We start from the raw sequence: 17976 nt of genomic DNA, 5'->3' as shown, positions 1-17976 counted from the left end.
GCCTCCTTTCCGGCATAGCTTCGCCGTTGCCCGGAATCGGGGTGTTCGGCGTGAGGTTGTTAGGTTGAAGGGAGAGTTACCTGATGATGTTCAGGACGGTGATCTCGGTGATCCTTTCAGCGGGATCTATCGCCCGAAGTTCACCGAGACCGATCAGATGGAAAATTGCCGCCTCGCGCTTCCAATTGCGCTCGGCATTATCATAGAGTTGCCAAAAGTAGACCGAGGACGGCAGCCTCCGCATGAGGCTACGAACGATGACGACTTCGTCAGGATCATGGTCGTCACGCGCCCAGTTGATATTTCGGGCGTTTGCGAACAGTTCACGAGTGGCTTGCTTGTTAGTCCAAGCGACAGCGCGATCAATGTGGTTCTGTCCGCTTGCGGCCATCAGGGCGAACATCTTCATCAATCTACTGTAGTACTTTGCGGCCTTGACCGCGATCCCCACCCTTTCTCCGTCTGCCATGATCGCCAGGTAGTCGAAGATATGGTAGTGCCAAATGCCCTTGTCGTTGACCTTGCCCCCAAGTTTTATCCAGTTTTGAGTTCGCTCCAGTGGTTTTGGGTTGCTGTATTCGGGGCGGTAGCGGCGGGTTGCGGTGCGGAGCCATTTCGGCTGCGCAGCACCGCATCACGTCGCGGGTTGATGGTCTGAGCGAACTCGGCAGGTGTCCTCCAGCCGAGTCCAGAGTGCGGGCGGTTATCGTTATAATCGCTGCGCCAGTTTGAAAGCGCTGAACGAGCATGGGTCAGTGACGAGAACAGTGTTTCGTTCAGGAACTCGTCTCGCAGCCGTCCATTGAAGCTTTCGATGAAGGCGTTCTGGATCGGCTTGCCTGGCGCGATATAGTGCCAATCTATCTTCGTCTTGTCCGTCCATTGCAGGATCGCATTGCTTGTGAACTCGCTGCCGTTATCACTGACGATCATCTTCGGCTTGCCACGCCCCTCGATGATCCGGTCCAGCTCACGAGCAACACGCAGGCCGGAAAGCGATGTATCGGCGATGAGACCCAGGCATTCTCTGGTGCAATCATCGACGACCGTCAGAACCCGGAACCTGCGACCATCGGTGAGTTGATCCGACACGAAGTCCAGCGACCAACGTTCATTGGCGGTTACTGGTATCAGCATCGGTGCTCGTGTGCCGATCGCTCGCTTGCGGCCACCACGCTTGCGCACGGTCAACTTCTCCTCCCGATAGAGCCGGAAGAGCTTCTTGTGGTTCACAAGGTGCCCCTCGCGTCTGAGCAGCACATGAATGCGTCGATAGCCGAAGCGGCGGCGTTCATGCGCCAACGCCTTCATCCGCTCGCGAAGGCCCTGGTCGTCGATGCGGCTGCTTTCGTAACGAACTGTCATCCGGCAAACGCCGATGGCTTTACACGCCCGCCGTTCACTCATCCGATGGTGATCCATCAGATGCGCGACAGCGTTCCGCTTTGCTGCGGGCGTCACCACTTCTTTCCCAAAAGGTCTTTCAACGCGGCATTGTCGAGCATCGCGTCCGCCAGAAGCCGCTTCAGCTTCGTGTTCTCGTCCTCCAGCGTCTTCAGCCGCTTGGCCTCAGACACCTCCATCCCGCCGAATCTGGCCTTCCATTTATAGATGCTGGCATCGCTGACGCCGTGCTTGCGGCAAAGCTCCGATACTGGCGTGCCCGCCTCGTGCTCCTTCAGAATGCCGATAATCTGTTCGTCAGTAAAACGGTTGCGTTTCATTCCCTGGTCCTCTCAATGGGCCAGAGCTTACTTCAAAATGGATTATTTCAACGGGGCAAGGTCATCGTCTTTGAAATAGACCTTCGGCAACTGCGAATAGAGATCGACAACGTCTGGCGTCGATTGCAAAATTGCCGAGACGCGAAGTTCGTTCAAGCTCTCGTGATAGATCTTCCGATCATTGAAGAACGTGTAGCCGAGCGAAGTGCTGTCGCTATTTTTCGCGATCTTGCGAGCCCCATTGTGCTCCCCAGGCGAATAGAACATCGGCTCCGCGTCGGTCGCCCGCTTCTCCTGGATAGCGACGGGTCGTGCAGGGCCGATCGCGATTGGGTCGAATTCGTCGATTGGCTGAGGGGATCGCGAAGCATTGCGGTGGACTTCTTTCATCTGGCGGCTCTTAATAATGCTTCGGTAGAGAAGTTCCTCGCTAAATTTCATGGTCACATCCCTCCTTAAGCTCTCTTTGCGGCCCGTTTGGAGTCGGAGCTCTGGTCCCTTCCGACTGATCGACTTCGGCCTCAGCGCTCTTTTCGGCCGCCTTTTTGCACCGCTCGAATTCGACGTCGAGGAGAGCCAGTCGAATCATGGCCGTTGCCTGGCGATCCGAGATCGTCGGCTTGGATCTACATGTGATCGTGATGAAGCGATCGTTTTCCGGATTACGCCGCTCGATCCAAAGGATGTGGGAGCGGTGGTTGAGCAGAACGCTAACCCGAGCAACCCAGTCGATGCAGACTTCCGCGCCGACAGTGGCCTGTTCGATTTTCCAGATTTTGCGTAGGAAAACGCCCTCGCTTGAGCGGCGAACGAATAGACCCTTCTGGCCGATTTGAACGCGCGAGCTCGAAAGCGACGTTTCGGTGTCCTCCTCCAGCGGGGCGAGGAGCGATTTGGCGTTGGGGGCGACTGGTGCAGCAATTGGGTCGCTGAATTTTGGGCGTGCGAAAGGGATCTGCGACATGGCAGCAAAGTCCTTCTAACTCGAAAAGGTGGATTAAATCTGTGAGACAAAGCCCGGGATGATAGGGGCGGTCTCGCTTGCTATCTGCTCGAACAACATCTGATGGGCTCCGGTTGGCATTGCTTGCACGGAGAGAAATAGCCGATCTTCAAATTGTTGGGGGGATAGTGCGAGATAAAAGATTTCGGGCAATGCTACCAGAAAATGAATCCGGCCCTCGTCACGATGACGCGCGAATGTGCGCTCTTCCCTAGGAAGAGCGTGCGCAGAAGGTTGTCTTGTTTTGGCACGGTGGTGGAAATGGGGAGCGTTCATGGCTTTGCATTTCGCGACGTTTGAACTTTGGGTTCTGTCTCACGAGCGCGGAAGCCGGGCAACTGGACGCTTTCGCTATCTCAGCTGATGCAGCGGCGTTCCGTTCGCGCCGAAATGCATATGAGTATCATGGACATGGCGATGCCTTGGTTATCCCTGAATACGGCCTTTGCGATCATCAGTGTGCCATTTTCGTCTTCAAAATCCAGCGCATTTTAAATAAGTGTTAACTAAAATATTAAACATGGTTAACGGCGATGCGCGTACGGCCGCTTCAAATTCGGCAAGGCAACGATCGCATATTGGCTTTTCTTTAACCGCATCCGGGCAATCGAAAACGCAATTTGTCGGTTGCACAAGTGGCTCTGAAGCTTCTTTGGACATCACAGGGAGCCAACGAGATGACGATCTTCGATCAGGTAAATGAGCTTTCGAAAGACTTGGCGCCGGTGTTGCAGCGATTTCACCTGCGCCCGTCGATCAAGCTGGTTGACGGCGGCTATCACATCGAGTTCAGGGATCGCGCACGCGGCCTCGAGTGCCCCATCGCCATCGAGCTATACGCTCGCAGAGGCGAGCCGCGAGAGAAAGCCGTATGGGACCGAGGGTATTTCTCCACCACCTACATTGAAGAACGGAAGATCGGCCACAACGGGTGGATCGCCTATACACAGTGCGGCCGTTACAGCATCCAGCTTCCCGACAAACGAGAAGACCTTGTCAAGGAAATAACCGAGGCAATCGAATACAGCGGCGTGATCCCGGACGGAACGAAGCACCCGAACGTGACGAGATTTGACGCGTTCGCTAATGCCTATCCAGAAATCGAGAAAGCGGTGAAGAAGCTAGGGCCGGTTCAAATCAAGTGCGACCGCGTAGGTGGCGCCGAAATCTACAGCTTCCAAGATCCGGAAGGACATGGATACAGCCTGCTTTTCTACAAGGATATTGTCAGTCTGTCCGTTGATCAGCAACGCAAGGTCTGGCTGAATGCCTATGAGCCCCAGGAAATCGGCAAGGCTTTGCGAGCGCAGATACGAGCTATGTCTCGTCGCCAAACATTGGGCCTGGTCCGTCATCCTCAATGAGAAGCGCCTGCGCATAGAGGAGACGTTCGACCTCTTCCTCTTTCCGCTGATGGACAATATGTTCTCGCCAGATCTTTGCCTTGGCGGACGGGGCGCGCTCTCGCCATCTCGGATCGATGACGGCTTTCAAGTTAATCGGGTCTCGCTTTCGACCGATGCGCCGAGTGTCGATGACCGGTTGTTGCAAAGCCTCGTTTTGATCGTGGGCCTTGCCCGTCAAGGCCTCGCGCACGGCAAGCCCTACCGCACGGGCCAGAACCGGCGGAAAGGCGTTAGCGATCAGAAGCGAGGCTTTTCGGGTGCTGATGTTTGGAGGCAAATTCCAGTTGTCCGGAATCCCCTGTATCCGCTTTACAACGCCGATGGTCAAACGCGGCAGATCATCGACACTTCGAACCCGCTCCGGTCTGACAGGTTCCGCCTCAAGCCGTATGTCGAATCCGATCTGTCTCCATTTGTCCTCACGACTTTCACCGATCTTCAAACCCGATCTGACGAGGGTAGGCGCTCGATTGTCTCCATATCGGAAAATCCAGGTCGCGACCCAATCGTCGTATAGCTTCTGTTGCTTACTTCGCGCGACGGCAAATGAATCATCTTCCAGGGCGTCCAGGTTAGATCGGTAAGGAAAGAGAACGTCGATGATTGTGTCGACAAAGGTTTTGGGAGTTGGATTCACGCTCGGTAGCCTGAATGCGCCTCTGTAACCCTTCTTCAATCCAAGGAGAACGACGCGCTCACGTTCCTGGGGCAATCCGTATTCGGCTGCTTTCATCGTGAAGAGCTTGATGTCATAGCCGAGCGAATTGAAGTCGACGGTAAGGCGTCTGCGAAAATCAGCGTGCTTGCGCTCCTCGAATCCTTTGACGTTTTCAAAGAAGAAGGCCCGAGGCTTCAATTCCTTGACGTAATATCCGGCGGTGGTGAACAGTTCACGATCGTCAAATTCCCCGCGGCGTTGGCCGCCTCTGGAGAAAGGCTGACAAGGAACACCACCAGCAAGGAGGTCAATTCCACCTTTCAACGCAAGAATTTCCTTTTGCGCGACTTTAGAGCGAAGATCTTTCTGTATGGCGTTCCAGCGTGGCCAATTCAGTTGAAGAGTGCGATCGCGTCCCCCGAATTATCGATCAGACCAATAGTTTCGAATTCGGCCGCCATCAGACCGATGGCCTCACCACCGATGCCCGCGCAAATTTCCAGGGAAGTCAACTTCTCGTTCGCCTCCGGCCCGAGACTTTTCGTTGACGCAGCGAAGGAGAGACCGGTCAAGTGAAGGATCCCATCCGGTATTCGCCATTCATAGATGTCAAACTCAAATTCGTCTGGAAAATCCAGAGAAAACTCGCCACTGCTCAAACGCTCTAAAGCATATTTCGCTTCCGCGACATTTTGCTCCGCCAGATCCTTCAAACCGACGGTAAGCCAATCTTCGACAGCGACAGATTTTGGTGCGAATATTTCTTCGAAGCGCGGCTGCAGCCTCTTTGCGCGGTCGATGATCTCGGTTTTGATCGAATCCTCATCCGGTGCCACTCCGACGCCAGCGTCGTCGGTGGACTTCCTACCATCCGAGAGAACTCGCCGGCTAACCTCCTGTGTCGTAATCAGCCGGTAGAGGTCGCGAGCCTCCTTTTGAAAGTCAACGATGATCGCGCGGCCCTTCTGGTAAATCTTGCGTCGTATCAGCAGCTGTTGCTCACTATATCTACGCTCAGAAACCGTCATTGCCTCGCGGTGACGAGATTTCGATATCGATCGCACCACGTTGGCGTCGACTGCATGGCCCGCCTTGATCATCCGGAGAGCGTCGTCACGAACTACATTATCTGCGTGAACAAGCGCCTTAATCGTTTCGAAGGTGATGCCTGTTTTATCGAGAAGGTCCCGTTGTTGACCAAGAGCTTCGCCGAACCTCTGGTAGGTTAAGAGATCTTCGTCGGAGAGTCTGCACTCAGTTTTGAGCCAAGCTGCAATAGCGCTGAAATTTTCGAAGTGTGATTTGTGCAGCTTCTCGACTTCGTCGAACATGCGGAACATTGCCGCCGACATTGCTTTCTGGATATCCGCAAGTTCTTTTTTGGCGTCATCTAGCGCATCGCTTCGAGCCGCTATTTCAGCGAGCTGAGCTTCGCTGGGCGCGCTCCGAGACTTTAGCGATTGTTCGAATGCGAATTGCATGGTGATTGAGAATTTCCAGGGGCTCAGTGCCTTCTCTCTACCAATCGAAGCTTTCTAAGCTGCCAAAATGTTTGGTAAAAAACCAGTGTGAGTTGTGGCTCCTATCTGGAGAAAAATACGAGCGACAAAAAAAGCGGGCTTTTCAAGCTCGCAGTTTTCGGTTCTCATATTCCTGTTCACCTTGAGAACCACACCCATGACATCGTCATCACCACTCGTCAGGCTTCTGAAAGCGTGTCTTTCGGAGCTCGCAAGCAACGCGTCTCCACTGCCCGCAGGCATGGTCTTAAGAGCAGGACCGTTCGGATTTGATCTAGTTGAAGCATCCTCAGTCAATGGGCGCGACGTCGCAATTTCGATTCCGGCCGGATTGCGGGCCGACTACTTGTATCAATTCATGTTTGGTCTGGGGCGGGAGGCTGTTCCGCCTCAAACGGTTCAGCTGTTTGATCTTGTGACACGTTCTATCGATGGATCGTCCAGGTCAAAAATCGATATGCTGACAACGAAATTAGAAAAAGCACTACTGGACCGCGCTCAAGAGATCACTGAGGAACGCGAAAAAGCTCACGCGGAATATCTGAGGCTCGCGGAACTCGACGTCAAACGGCTGCTTAGCGAGTTGGACGATTATATCCACGAAGGAGATATCGACACACTAGATCGTGTTCTCTGCTGGAGAGAGGGGGAATTTCGCCTTCATCCGGCGGAGGAGCGCGTTCGAGCAAAATGGCAGATCGAGTTGCCCGCTGAGTATACTCGGCTACAGCTTGCTGCCGATATCGAGACCTCCAGACGCTCATTGACGGAAATAGCATGGTTCTGTCGCGGAGGTCCCGTGCCGATCGATCTATCGTTTATCAGATGCATCCGCAGCGAGGCAAAGCCTGTCACATTTCTTTCCAAAGAAGCGGCGGAGCGGGAAGCTGGGCAACAGATGAATAGGTTTCTGAAGTGGCTCGCATACAACGATGAATCCAAATTTGTGTACGATCTCGAGATTTCGGCGTTTGGCATCGCGGCTTGGTCACCCGACGATTACCTGCCGTCAGCGCCGTATGGCCGCCATGTGATATCGTGCGGGCGGATAAATCCACTGATGCCGCTGCAGTTTGCGGCCGTGGTTGTAGACTGCCACGAAAGCCTTGGTGAACTGTTGGCACACTACCTCCGCGGCGGCACGGGAATGTTCGCCGAAGAAGTTGCCGTCGCGTTTTCGCGCTTCGCAGAGATCTATGTGCAGAGCCCTGAGGACGAGATATGCCGCTCGACGATCTCACATCCATACGGGCAAAGATGGGCGGATTTCTGTTAGTCAGAGCGCTGCTTTTGACGATTAATTGCTGACACTGAGTTGACCTGGCTTGTCCTGCCGCAGTCCACCGAGGTAGTCTCCGCCTTGTCGCTCTTCGGAACAGTAAGTTGCGAGATCCTAATCTATTAAAGAGCCCGCGGACGGGTTGCTGTCCCGGGCGTCTGAAGGCCCAAGCAGTATTAATCTTGCAAAAATCGGAAGCGTCGATTAGTTTCCCACCATGGCTTTGCCACGGGGTTATTGCTACTACGCTAACCGCATTTAAGGGACCTTCGGGTCCCTTAAGTGTTTTTATGGTGCGTTGCCGATGACGAATTCATCGTCATCGAGATGGGTGGCTTCCACTTTTGCCGCTCTGGTCATTGTCTTCTTCCTGCGCTTCCTGCCGTCGGCAGCCTTGCAGTCTTAAGATTTTAGACTTATTTTCCATCCGTCACGGGCCGCCACACGGCCTCTCCGGGGGTGTGTAAAAGGGCGGCTCTTCGCGTTTTAAGATGGCTCTAAATTGATATTCTGCTCCCTCACGCGGCTCCTGAGCAGCGTGTTGCGCACCTTCGCTCAAAAGGGTTGATGCTCAATATTGCCTTTTCCGTCCGGCCAGATTTCATCGACGTCTCGGCCAAGTTTGCCTGTGGCATTGGGCTGTATTGGGCAGAGTTTTCGGCGTTAAATTCGGTTCCGGTAGTCCGTAACCCTTGAAAATAGCCTTCGATCAACCGGTCCTCGACCTCTGCCGTGCGCTCGTCGACAACCGTCAATTTGCGACCGAGAGATCGTGCATATTTCGCGGCTCTCTCCACCGAGGTAAAGCGGTCGACTGTCCTGCGGCCCTCACTTTTGACGATCGAGCGCCATGTCAGGCATACTGGCCATGCAATCGTAGCCGAGAGGTTCCATTCGCGCGTGCCATTGCTCGTTAAGGGGGTTGTATACCCCGATGAGCGGGTAGACGGAGTTGATGAGGAGAAAGTCTTTCGTATCCAAAGTGGCGATGGGGAGCCTATGCGCCAAAGAAGCCGCGGCAATATGAAGGTCTTGTCCGCCCTTAATTTTCTTACAGTCCACGCGCGGAACAGCCAGATTTCGCAAAAGAGGATCGCTGCTGAGGCTGGCCATGATATCGGTAACGGCCGATGTCGTGGGCAAAATGGGAATGCCGCTTTTCAGTAATTGCGAATACCATTCGCTCAATCTGATCGCCTTGGTCGGGTTGGTAGAAAGAAGCTGAACTATTCCCAATTGCAGTTCGAAAAGCGATGCAACAGAAATGTAGAGGTTGCCCGCCGTGTGGAGAAATCGAATAATCTCCCTCCGAGGAGAAGGTCGGCTCGTTTCGCTTAGGACGCTTGTATCAAGCAAGAAAGACGCGGTCATCGCGGTTCTCTATCGCGAAAATTATTTCGGAAGGCTAATTGTTAGACGTTACTAATGAATTAAGACGCTAACGATGTTCAGTCCAACATGCCCCGCTGCCGTGCGCGTCGACTCCAAATAGATGCTGCATTTCTCACCGGAACGGTCTAAAGAAATCCTTGTAGCGTGCAGTTGCGGATGGCTATGGCGCAGAAAGAAATTCTTGTCGTGAATTCAAGCGACGAGGAGCTTGATCGCTTCCTCGAGCGGCTGCGCGTAACTGGCGAAATCACGGTCGTGCATCGTGGACAACGGTTTGTCGTGGAACTAAGGCGAGACCAGATAACGCAATCTGCGAGGGAATTCCTTTCGAAGGGCGGGCCGGGCACTGAGTGACAGCTGCTTTGTGGGTAAGTCCTGAAATTCTCAGAGATTTGCGTATCTTCAAGCGCAAGTTATTGAATTCCATCCTTATTTGACGTTTTTGCCTGGCGATGACCCGGCCGAAAATTCGAAGTATCAATTTTTTCAAGGTATTGCATTTACCAAGGCGGGTTAGGCCAAAGTGGTAATCTGGGGTCAAAATCTCCCAGAACTCAACAAGCAAAGGACCTGGACAAGCTCGACCAGCACTCGGAAGTGTTTCGCAACCGCTTCGTCCTCTTTATGCCCCCTTGCTCGCTCGGGCACCCGGTGCATTGGGAGGCTCGAACGACATGGAGTTAAAGTCTGGTCTGTGGACTAGTAGAGGTAGGCTCACGTGGCGGCAGACGAACATGCTCGCTTTGTACAATCACGCTACCTCCACCCTTTCTATATTCAATCTCGTGGCAGCCGACCGATTGGCGCGAGCTGCCCATCAGGTTGTTTCCAACAGGTTCGGAGCGGTTGTGAGTGCATTCGTCGTCGTCGAAGCAAATGTTTTAAACGCGGAAGTGCGAGATGAGTACGCACAACTTGCCGCACCGATCATCGAGCGGTTCGGTGGCAACCCCGTCGCATTCGGCCCATGGCAGGAACTCGTCGGCCAGTCCGACCACAAGGTCGGCATGATCGTCCAGTTCGAAGACCGTAAAGCCGCTGAGAGCTGGTTCAATTCGCCTGAGTATCAAGCGTTAAAGGATCTTCGCTCGGCGGCGATCGAATGTCGGTTCCGCCTTTTGGGCTAACAAACCCCGCTCACTTTCGAAACAAAACACACCACGTTCGCGACGGTCGGCGCCTGTCGGCTCACACCCTCGCGACTAATTGCAAAGGGCATCGAAATGAAACTCACTGGCAATACGATCTTCATCACTGGCGGCGGTTCCGGCATCGGGCGCGGCCTCGCAGAGGCGCTCCATAAGCTCGGGAACAAGGTCATCGTCGGCGGTCGCCGCAAGGGCCATCTGGATGCCGTGGTGGCAGCCAATCCCGGTATCGAAGCCGTCGAGCTCGACATTACCGATCTCGGCAGCATCGAAAAGGCTGCGGCCTATCTCATCAAGCAGTATCCTGACTTAAACGTCGTCTTCAACAACGCGGGCATAATGCTTCCCGATGCAGCGTCGACGAAGCTCGACGACAAGCAGATGGTCGATACCATCACCACGAACGTCATCGGCCCGATGCGTCTTTCCTCGGCTCTGGTCGATCATCTGAAGACCAAGGAAAACGCCGTTATCGCATATACGAGTTCCGTCCTAGGCTTCGTGCCGCTTGCGTTCACCGCCGTCTACTCTTCCACCAAGGCAGCCATCCACTCCTACGCCCTCTCTCAGCGCTTCATGCTTCGCGACACTTCGGTCCGCGTGCTTGAAATCGCTCCGCCATGGGTCCGCACCGATCTGATGAACAGCTCCGAGGCCGAGGCCGCGATGCCGCTCGACAAATTCATCGCAGGTACGATCGAAGCGCTCGGTACTGACGCCGACGAAATCCTTGTCGAGGAAGCGCGTGGGCTGCGCAACAATGCGGGTCCTCAGGAACACGAACTCGTCAACGGCTTCAACGCACAGATGCTGGCGCTCTTCCAGGCGGCGTGATCGAAGCGACTATCCAACAAAAAAAGGACGGCCACCAATCAGTGGCCGTCCTTTTTTTGTTGGTGCGCCCAGCATGGGCGCATTCTTGTGGGTGGAAGTCCCACCGTGAGCTGGTCATGGCGAGCGAAGAGAAGCGCAACTGCGGAAGGGCGACCGACCGTGGGGAGGAAGCGTGGATCGAACCTGTGGGCCGATGAACAAGAACCGGATATGAGGCGGTGCCGACCAGGGCAAGCGGGCCAACGACCGCGAAGCTCTTGTGACCAAGGGTCGGTGGCGTAAATCCGGCGGTCGTGCAGGGAAGGAGTGCGTTCTTACCTGGGGAGATCTCGCCTTGTGCCTGAAAGGGCGACGGTGTCGAGCCGGGGCGAGAAGTCAGCAGAGGCCGTAGTAGGGAGCGCCACGGTGCGAACGAAGGGCCGAAGGAGCGGAAGGGAGAGCCACTGGTTATCGGATTTGAACGGTCTCAGATGGTCGCGTCAGCGAAGCTCGCCGATCTGGCAGGTAGGGTGAAGCCCGAGGGGCCTCGGCAGCGAGAAATCAAACCCGCCGAACCAGAATAAGCAAACCCAAGCGGCAGGCCGGGAGAACTATAAACCTGACGACTTCAACCGCTCCAACCGCCCGGTGCGGACCCGCATGCCGGGTGGTGTGGGAGGGGCGGAGCCGGCTGGCTCCCCCCTATCCCGATTAGCATTGAGACCCTTCACAGGAGACTGCCGTCCCAAAAATATCGCGCGCGATTCCTCCCAAAAATGAGGAATTCGTCCAATCAGCAGCCGCCTTTGGCCCTGACATCGAGCTGCGCGCGTTCCCACATCATCGTCGTGAAAATTGGCTCCACGAGGTGACATCGTGAACATCGACCGACCGCTTGTCCTCGTCGTCGAGGATGAAATCTTCCTAAGAATGATTTTGGTAGCCCAACTGCTCGACGCGGGCTTCGATACCGTCGAGTGCGGCAACGCAAGTGATGCGGAGTTTATGCTGGCATCCTATCCCGAAGTCGACGTAGTCATTGCGGACGACGTCCTGCTGGACGAGCTCGATAGCCGTCGGTTCGCCGAGCGCGTCGTGACCCAGTGGCCCGACAAGAAGGTCGTCCTTACAACCCACAAGCCTGGAAACGGCCTGATCGAAGGTGAAGACATCCGATATTTGCGGAAACCTTTTAAGATCGATGAGCTGACGTCGCTCATCCTGGAGATGCTGGTCGCCCCCGCCGTGCGGGCGAGGCGCACTGGCCGTCTGTGACGTCGGCCATGTCGCGACGGGCGGCAGTGCGGAGCGAGCGCCGCGATCGTAGAGTTGCTTGTGGACGGACTGGACAGTCAGTGTCCGCATGCCGGCGTCCGGGGGCGGTCTGGGTAACGCGCCACGCGCGGACTGCGCCTGCGCTTAAGATCGTCATCTCGCGAAATTCGTCTGAATCTAAAGAGGCCCTGTTGACCGACGAGGCGCAGGCGCTAAGGCGAGCGCATAAGACGAGTCCCGTCGGATCGACTAGTTGAAACGGGTCGGTATAAACCCACTATTGGTGTAGTCGGTCCAGTAATGGGTTCGTTATGTCTCGTGTCGACTTCATGCTCTCCGCACGTTAGCAAAAGATGCTGGCAGCATTGCTGCTAAATCCAGGGCGACGGTTCAGGTCTAACGAACTCGTTGCGATCGGCAGGCCTGGCTCCGGCGCCGGCAAACGCGTCCCGATGCAGTTCGCGATGTCGGTGATCGCCTTGAAGACCGCCGGGTGCGATCAGCGGCTCTACTCGCCGAACCGGAGGCACTCGATTTATCTTGAATTGCGTTCGATTTGTCTGATGACAGTCGGAGTGGCGGAGGCCATAGCCCGAGAACTGGCTCCATTCGGAAATCGCATTGCGCTGTCCTTCGTATTCGGCTCGCTGGCAAGAAGCGCAGCGGGAAAGCGACGTCGCCTGATGATTGTGGCGCTCTTGACGTCTTCGATTTGGGCCAAGCGATCAAGCCTATCGAAGATACGCTAGGGAGGTACGTCGGCCTCAATCTGCACGCCAGATGAATGGAAATCGCTCCAGGAATACCGTGTCCTCCGAACGGTCCTGCAGGGTGAGCGCATTGCGGAGATCGAGAACTGAATCGAAGAGCATCGAGCGCGACGATCCACAATCTGCTTTGAATATTCAAATCTCGTCTACTTCCTACAACGCAACCGACACCCGCTCGTCTAGTCTGCCTCGCTATCGATTTCGATGAGAGGTGCGCCCGATGAAGACAATCACCGTTAACGGCAGAGACGTCCAGGTCGACGTTCCCGACGACATGCCGCTCCTTTGGGTTCTCCGCGATATTTTGGGAATGACCGGTACGAAATATGGATGCGGCATCGCCCAATGCGGCGCGTGCACCGTCCATGTCGACGGTGACGCCGTCCGCGCTTGCCAGACCACGATCGGAGCGCTTGGCAATTCGAAGGTAACGACGATCGAGGGCGTCGGCGAGACGCCGAATGGCAAGAAGGTGCAGAGCGCCTGGCTCGGCAAGGAGGTCGTCCAGTGCGGCTACTGCCAGTCTGGGCAGATCATGTCCGCCACTGCTCTGCTCGACCATATCCCCCATCCCACCGACGCCGACATCGACGACGCCATGTCAGGCAATCTCTGTCGCTGCGGGACGTACGGCCGCATCAGGGAAGCAATCCATGCAGCAGCGACGGCTTGAGGTGTGACATGACCGATTTCGTTCAGACAAGGCGCGCGTTTCTGAAGGCTTCAGTCGCGGTTAGCGGCGGCCTAGTGCTGGCGACGCAGATGGGCAGGAGCGGGGCGCAGGCAGCCGACGCCGACGCCTTCGTTCCCAACGCGTTCATACGGATCGAGAAGTCCGGCCCTGTCGTGCTCGTCATCCCGCACACGGAAGTCGGGCAGGGCATCTACACCTCAAGCGCGATGCTGGTCTGTGAAGAACTCGAACTTCGCCTCGACCAGATCGCTGTTGAACCTGCCCCGCCTGACATCAAGAAGTACATTGACCCGTTCCTCGGCGACCAGGCCACTGGCGGGTCGCTTTCGACGCGCGCCGACTGGAAACGCCTGAGAGAAGCCGGCGCTGCAGCTCGCATAATGTTGGTGGGCGCTGCGGCCGCACGATGGGGCGTCTCGCCCGCCGCCTGCAGGGCGGAGTTGGGCGTCGTTCATCACGAGGCCAGCGGTCGGTCCTACTCCTACGGCGACCTTGCAGCCGACGCCGCCGGGCAGCCGGTGCCGACTACGATTCCACTCAAAGACCCGAAAGACTTCCGGCTTGTCGGCAAGACGCAAAAGCGCCTCGACACGCCCGCCAAGGTGAATGGAGGCGCGCAGTTCGGCATCGATGCCAAGATACCGGGAATGAAGATCGGAACGCTCGCGATCTCTCCCGTCAAGGGAGGCAGGCTCGCATCCTCCGACGTGGCCGCAGCGCGCGCGGTCCCGGGCGTACGCGACGTCGTTTCGGCAGGTGATGACCTCGTCGCGGTCATCGGGGATCACATGTGGGCTGCCCTCCAAGGACTGGAGGCGCTTAATCCGCAATGGAGGGCAGGCGAGAACGCCGAAATAAGCTCGGCCTCCCATGTAGCGGCTCTCGACGCCGCATCGAGAAACGCGGGCGTCGTCGCCCGAAGGGAAGGCGACGCCGACAAGGCCATTCAGGACGCCGCCGTAAAGGTGACACAGGTCTACCAGTCGCCCTTCATGTCGCATTCTCCGCTCGAGCCGTTGAACTGCACGCTACATGTCCGGCCAGACGGTGCCGACCTTTGGATGGGAACACAGGTTCCGGTAAGGGCGCAGATCGCCGTCGCAAACGCCACCGGCCTCCCTCAAGAAAAGGTCGTCGTCCATAACATGTTGATGGGGGGCGCATTCGGCAGGAAGCTTGACATCGACATGGTGGAGGTAGCGGCCAAACTTGCCAAGAACGTCTCCTACCCGGTGAAGTTCGTCTGGAGCCGCGAGCAGGACATGACGCACGACTACTACCGGCCGTTCTACTACGACCGCGTGTCGGCCGGCCTGGACAATGACGGCAGGCTTGTCGGTAGGACGCACCGCGTGGCGGGGCCGTCGATCCTTGCCAGATGGGCGCCGCCGGCATTCAAGGACGGCCTTGACAGCGACGCCGTCGAGGCTGCGGCAGAAACGCCGTACGAAGACGGAGCGGTGCTCGTCGATTACGTGCGGTACGAACAGGAAGGCATCAACACGGGCTTCTGGCGCGGTGTCGGACCGACACACAATTCATTCGTCGTAGAGAGCCTCATCGACGAGCTTGCGCACGCGGCAAAGAAGGATCCACTCGATTTCCGGAGGTCGATGCTCGCGAAGAACCCGAGAACGCTGGCGGCCCTCGACAAGGTCGCCCAGCAGGTGGAATGGCGGCGTCCACTTCCGAAGGGGCAGGGACGTGGCCTAAGCGTGCTGAACGCCTTCGGCTCGTTCGTCGCCCTCTGCGTCGAGGTCGACGTCGCCGATGGCTGGAATGTGATCATTCGGAAAGTAGTCGCCGCGATCGATTGCGGGATGACCGTTAATCCCGACACGGTCGTAGCGCAGATGCAGGGCGGCATCATCTTTGGCCTCAGCGCAGCCATGTTCAGTGAAATAACCTTCACCGATGGGGCCGTCGACCAGAACAACTTCGACGGCTACCGCGTGCTGCGCATGAACGAGGCACCTGTCGTAAACGTTCATCTGATTTCTAGCAACGAGAATCCAGGCGGCGTCGGCGAGGCGGGGACGGCAGCGGCCGCGCCGGCGCTGACGAACGCCATCTTCGCGGCATGTGGCAAGCGTCTCAGGAAGTTGCCGGTGGCGGCGTCGTTACCGACGGCATGATCGCGGAAGACACCCGTCGGTCGAAAAGATAGAAAGGTCGTCCAGTATTTGGCGATATAGGTCAGAGCTTTGCCGTGTGGTCACCTCCCAGCGGAATGAGGGCGGTGATACGCGACCGCGGTGCGCGACGTCGGTGCGACTGAAACCTAGGCAAGACGATCCTGACCGCACAGTCTCAGAAGGGTGTTGGAGCGTCCCGCCCGCACTTGCGGGAAGGCGTTCCGTTGCAGCTCATTCGACCTGGGCGCGATGCTGGGACGTCTCTGCCGCTCGTGCTTATGATTCACTTTTTCGGTGGGATGAATCCTGCGCGCTGACCAGGCCCGACCTCAGGACCGACGAACAGCTGGACGTTTAGATCGTCGGTAAGATCTAATGGCGGTTCCTTATTATCGAGCACGATGATCTGCACCGAGGCATCGGTTTTCGATATGCTTTTCCAGAAGCTCGGCTCGATCCAAGGAAGGAGTCGATCCTTCTCGGCCACTTCCACTGCGGCCTGGCCGCTGCGCTGCTTTACTGTCGTCAACGGCGAATCCAGAACCACGAATCCTGGATGTGGCTTTTCGTTCTTCTTGCAGAAGCGGAGGATCGCGATGGAAAGGGCCGCATGCATGACGGCGCGGAATCCTTTTCCGTGCGAGCGCCGCAGCTTCCCGTCGACTTTTATGTCGAAGCGATCCTCTAGGAATTCGACGCGCACGTCCTCTTTCCACGACCACTCTTTAAGAACGCCCTGGATCTCCAAGCTGAGATCGGTGACAGCTTTCGGCTCCAGCCCGGCCCATGTAGGCTTCGCAGTGGGCTCGGAAAGCTGCCGTTCAAGCTTCGCCCTCAGTTCGGCGAGGCGAGCGGCTTCCAGCCGGTCAGCGCGCGCCGTTTGGAGCTCTAGGCGCCTTTGTACCAGCTCATTCAGGGAATTGCGGACGGTAGCGCGAGCAGGGGTCAGAACGTTGTCTAACTGTTGGTCGATGGTCTCTAACTCGCGCGACGCGTTTTCTTTTTGGTCTTTCCAATATGCGTCCCGCTCGACGAGGTCCGCGATCGTCGCTTTCAGATCGCTTTGGAGCCCACGGATCTTGGCGGCTTCGGCGCTCGCGGATACATGAACCTCTTCAGCCCTAAACTCAGCGTCTTCGCCGTGGTCGTGCGCCTCTCCAACGAGTAGTTGACCGCACATCGGGCAGGCGCTTTCCTGGAGTCCGTCGTAGTAATGCGAGCTCTCGGCTATGAAGTCGAGGCGCTGCAAATCCGAGGCGTATCTCTCGACGAGGAGACGGTAACGTGTCAGCAGTCCGTCGACCGCCGCAATCTGAGTATCGGATTTCAATACATGCTGGTAGCGCTCCGTCCGGCGCTGCCGGAGGCGCGATCGTTGGTCGGAGTTGGCGGCGAGGGCGTCCGACAACGATCCGATCGTCCCCTCGAGCCGGTCGATGGATTCGTCTTCCTCGCTCTCCGAGCGGTCCTTCAGTCGTTCGTTCAACGGCACAAGCAACTCGTCGATGAGGTCGCGCTGCGCCTGGGTGCGTGCTGAGACGATCTCGCGAGGCTCTTGCGCAACGATGCCGCGATCGTCTTTTCCGGTAAGAAGGTAGGAGAACATCCGCTTTTCTGCCGTCTGAGCAAATCCTCCGCGCAGAATGGGCGATTTCTCCGTGATGATAGACTCTTCATCGACCAAAACGATCGGAAGCAAAGTCCTGATTGAAAGTCGCTGGACGTCGCCATCGGCGTTTTCCCGCACAAAGACGTTCTCCGGCATTCCGAAGAAGGGGAAGATCTTTGACGTCACGTCCGGCTCGGTGGATTTGCCCTGCCTTCTCCACAAGAGAACCTCTGCGTCGTCCGGAACGACGGGCTGCTTTTCCTCGCCAGCGCCCCTGATCTCGATCAGGATTTCATCGATAGCTCGAGAATAGCTCCGAACATTTCCCCCCGTCAGATGCCGCTCGAGAGTAAGGGGCCTTCCGCGGTCGTCCGCCAATTCGAGCCAAGCGGTTTCGTAGTCAGCAGCTTCATCGATGACCTTCGACAGCTCCTTCGCGCCTAGCACGAAGTCAACAAGACGGAGAAGGTAGCTCTTTCCGGTATCCGAGTCGCCTGTGACGACGTTCGGGCCTGGTTTGAAGCGTATGATTGCATCTTCCAGGCCAGCA

The 17976-nt window shown here is 56.6% G+C and carries 14 protein-coding genes; 7 read left to right on the top strand and 7 right to left on the bottom strand.

What is annotated here, in order from left to right:
- Window positions 1-76: 76 nt before the first annotated feature.
- From CCGE525_RS15185 to CCGE525_RS15170, 4 genes are all read right to left on the bottom strand, one after another.
- Window positions 77-469: a hypothetical protein gene (locus tag CCGE525_RS15185; RefSeq protein ID WP_162950185.1), complete on the bottom strand. Its 393-nt coding sequence runs from the start codon at window positions 467-469 to the stop codon at window positions 77-79.
- A 65-nt stretch (window positions 470-534) separates the two neighbouring features.
- A protein-coding gene (locus CCGE525_RS15180; RefSeq protein WP_120702903.1) for an IS3 family transposase occupies window positions 535-1724 on the bottom strand; the annotation gives its coding sequence in 2 pieces (ribosomal slippage) (window positions 535-1475 and window positions 1475-1724; 1191 coding nt in all).
- A gap of 42 nt (window positions 1725-1766) precedes the next feature.
- Window positions 1767-2165 (bottom strand): hypothetical protein, encoded by a 399-nt coding sequence (locus tag CCGE525_RS15175; protein ID WP_120704999.1) that lies wholly within the window; start codon window positions 2163-2165, stop codon window positions 1767-1769.
- A complete protein-coding gene (locus CCGE525_RS15170) occupies window positions 2155-2688 on the bottom strand; it encodes a hypothetical protein (protein ID WP_120704998.1) in 534 nt (177 codons plus the stop codon). The genes CCGE525_RS15175 and CCGE525_RS15170 overlap by 11 nt, the downstream gene beginning before the upstream one ends.
- Before the next feature lie 716 nt (window positions 2689-3404).
- On the opposite strand from CCGE525_RS15170, the gene CCGE525_RS15160 reads away from it, so the two are divergent.
- Complete coding sequence (locus CCGE525_RS15160; protein ID WP_162950184.1) at window positions 3405-4091, top strand: hypothetical protein; 687 nt, start codon at window positions 3405-3407, stop codon at window positions 4089-4091.
- Here the strand turns inward: CCGE525_RS15160 and CCGE525_RS15155 are convergent.
- Both CCGE525_RS15155 and CCGE525_RS15150 read right to left on the bottom strand, forming a co-directional pair.
- Window positions 4045-5163: a DNA cytosine methyltransferase gene (locus CCGE525_RS15155; RefSeq protein WP_245472164.1), complete on the bottom strand. Its 1119-nt coding sequence runs from the start codon at window positions 5161-5163 to the stop codon at window positions 4045-4047. The genes CCGE525_RS15160 and CCGE525_RS15155 overlap by 47 nt on opposite strands.
- A gap of 20 nt (window positions 5164-5183) precedes the next feature.
- Window positions 5184-6272: a hypothetical protein gene (locus CCGE525_RS15150; RefSeq protein ID WP_120704994.1), complete on the bottom strand. Its 1089-nt coding sequence runs from the start codon at window positions 6270-6272 to the stop codon at window positions 5184-5186.
- Window positions 6273-6468: 196 nt separating this feature from the next.
- On the opposite strand from CCGE525_RS15150, the gene CCGE525_RS15145 reads away from it, so the two are divergent.
- Complete coding sequence (locus tag CCGE525_RS15145; RefSeq protein WP_162950183.1) at window positions 6469-7587, top strand: hypothetical protein; 1119 nt, start codon at window positions 6469-6471, stop codon at window positions 7585-7587.
- Between the two features lie 831 nt (window positions 7588-8418).
- Here the strand turns inward: CCGE525_RS15145 and CCGE525_RS15135 are convergent.
- Window positions 8419-8961: a PIN domain-containing protein gene (locus CCGE525_RS15135; RefSeq protein ID WP_120704992.1), complete on the bottom strand. Its 543-nt coding sequence runs from the start codon at window positions 8959-8961 to the stop codon at window positions 8419-8421.
- A 755-nt stretch (window positions 8962-9716) separates the two neighbouring features.
- On the opposite strand from CCGE525_RS15135, the gene CCGE525_RS15125 reads away from it, so the two are divergent.
- The 5 genes from CCGE525_RS15125 to CCGE525_RS15095 all read left to right on the top strand — a co-directional run bounded on the left by CCGE525_RS15125 (window position 9717) and on the right by CCGE525_RS15095 (window position 15817).
- Window positions 9717-10109, top strand: a complete 393-nt coding sequence (locus CCGE525_RS15125; RefSeq protein ID WP_162950182.1) for a DUF1330 domain-containing protein — start codon at window positions 9717-9719, stop codon at window positions 10107-10109.
- A 96-nt stretch (window positions 10110-10205) separates the two neighbouring features.
- Entirely contained in the window at window positions 10206-10964 is a 759-nt protein-coding gene (locus tag CCGE525_RS15120) for an SDR family oxidoreductase (RefSeq protein ID WP_120704989.1), read from the top strand.
- An 855-nt stretch (window positions 10965-11819) separates the two neighbouring features.
- On the top strand, window positions 11820-12218 hold the full coding sequence (locus CCGE525_RS15110) for a DNA-binding transcriptional response regulator (protein WP_120704988.1): 399 nt from the start codon (window positions 11820-11822) through the stop codon (window positions 12216-12218).
- Between the two features lie 990 nt (window positions 12219-13208).
- On the top strand, window positions 13209-13661 hold the full coding sequence (locus CCGE525_RS15100) for a (2Fe-2S)-binding protein (protein ID WP_120704986.1): 453 nt from the start codon (window positions 13209-13211) through the stop codon (window positions 13659-13661).
- An 8-nt stretch (window positions 13662-13669) separates the two neighbouring features.
- Window positions 13670-15817, top strand: coding sequence for a xanthine dehydrogenase family protein molybdopterin-binding subunit (locus CCGE525_RS15095; RefSeq protein ID WP_120704985.1), 2148 nt, complete (start codon window positions 13670-13672; stop codon window positions 15815-15817).
- Window positions 15818-17976 lie beyond the last annotated feature (2159 nt).

This window comes from Rhizobium jaguaris, assembly GCF_003627755.1.
GTDB lineage: Bacteria > Pseudomonadota > Alphaproteobacteria > Rhizobiales > Rhizobiaceae > Rhizobium > Rhizobium jaguaris.
The sequence above is the reverse complement of the archived record's forward strand: the minus strand, read 5'-3'. Positions and strand labels throughout refer to the sequence as shown.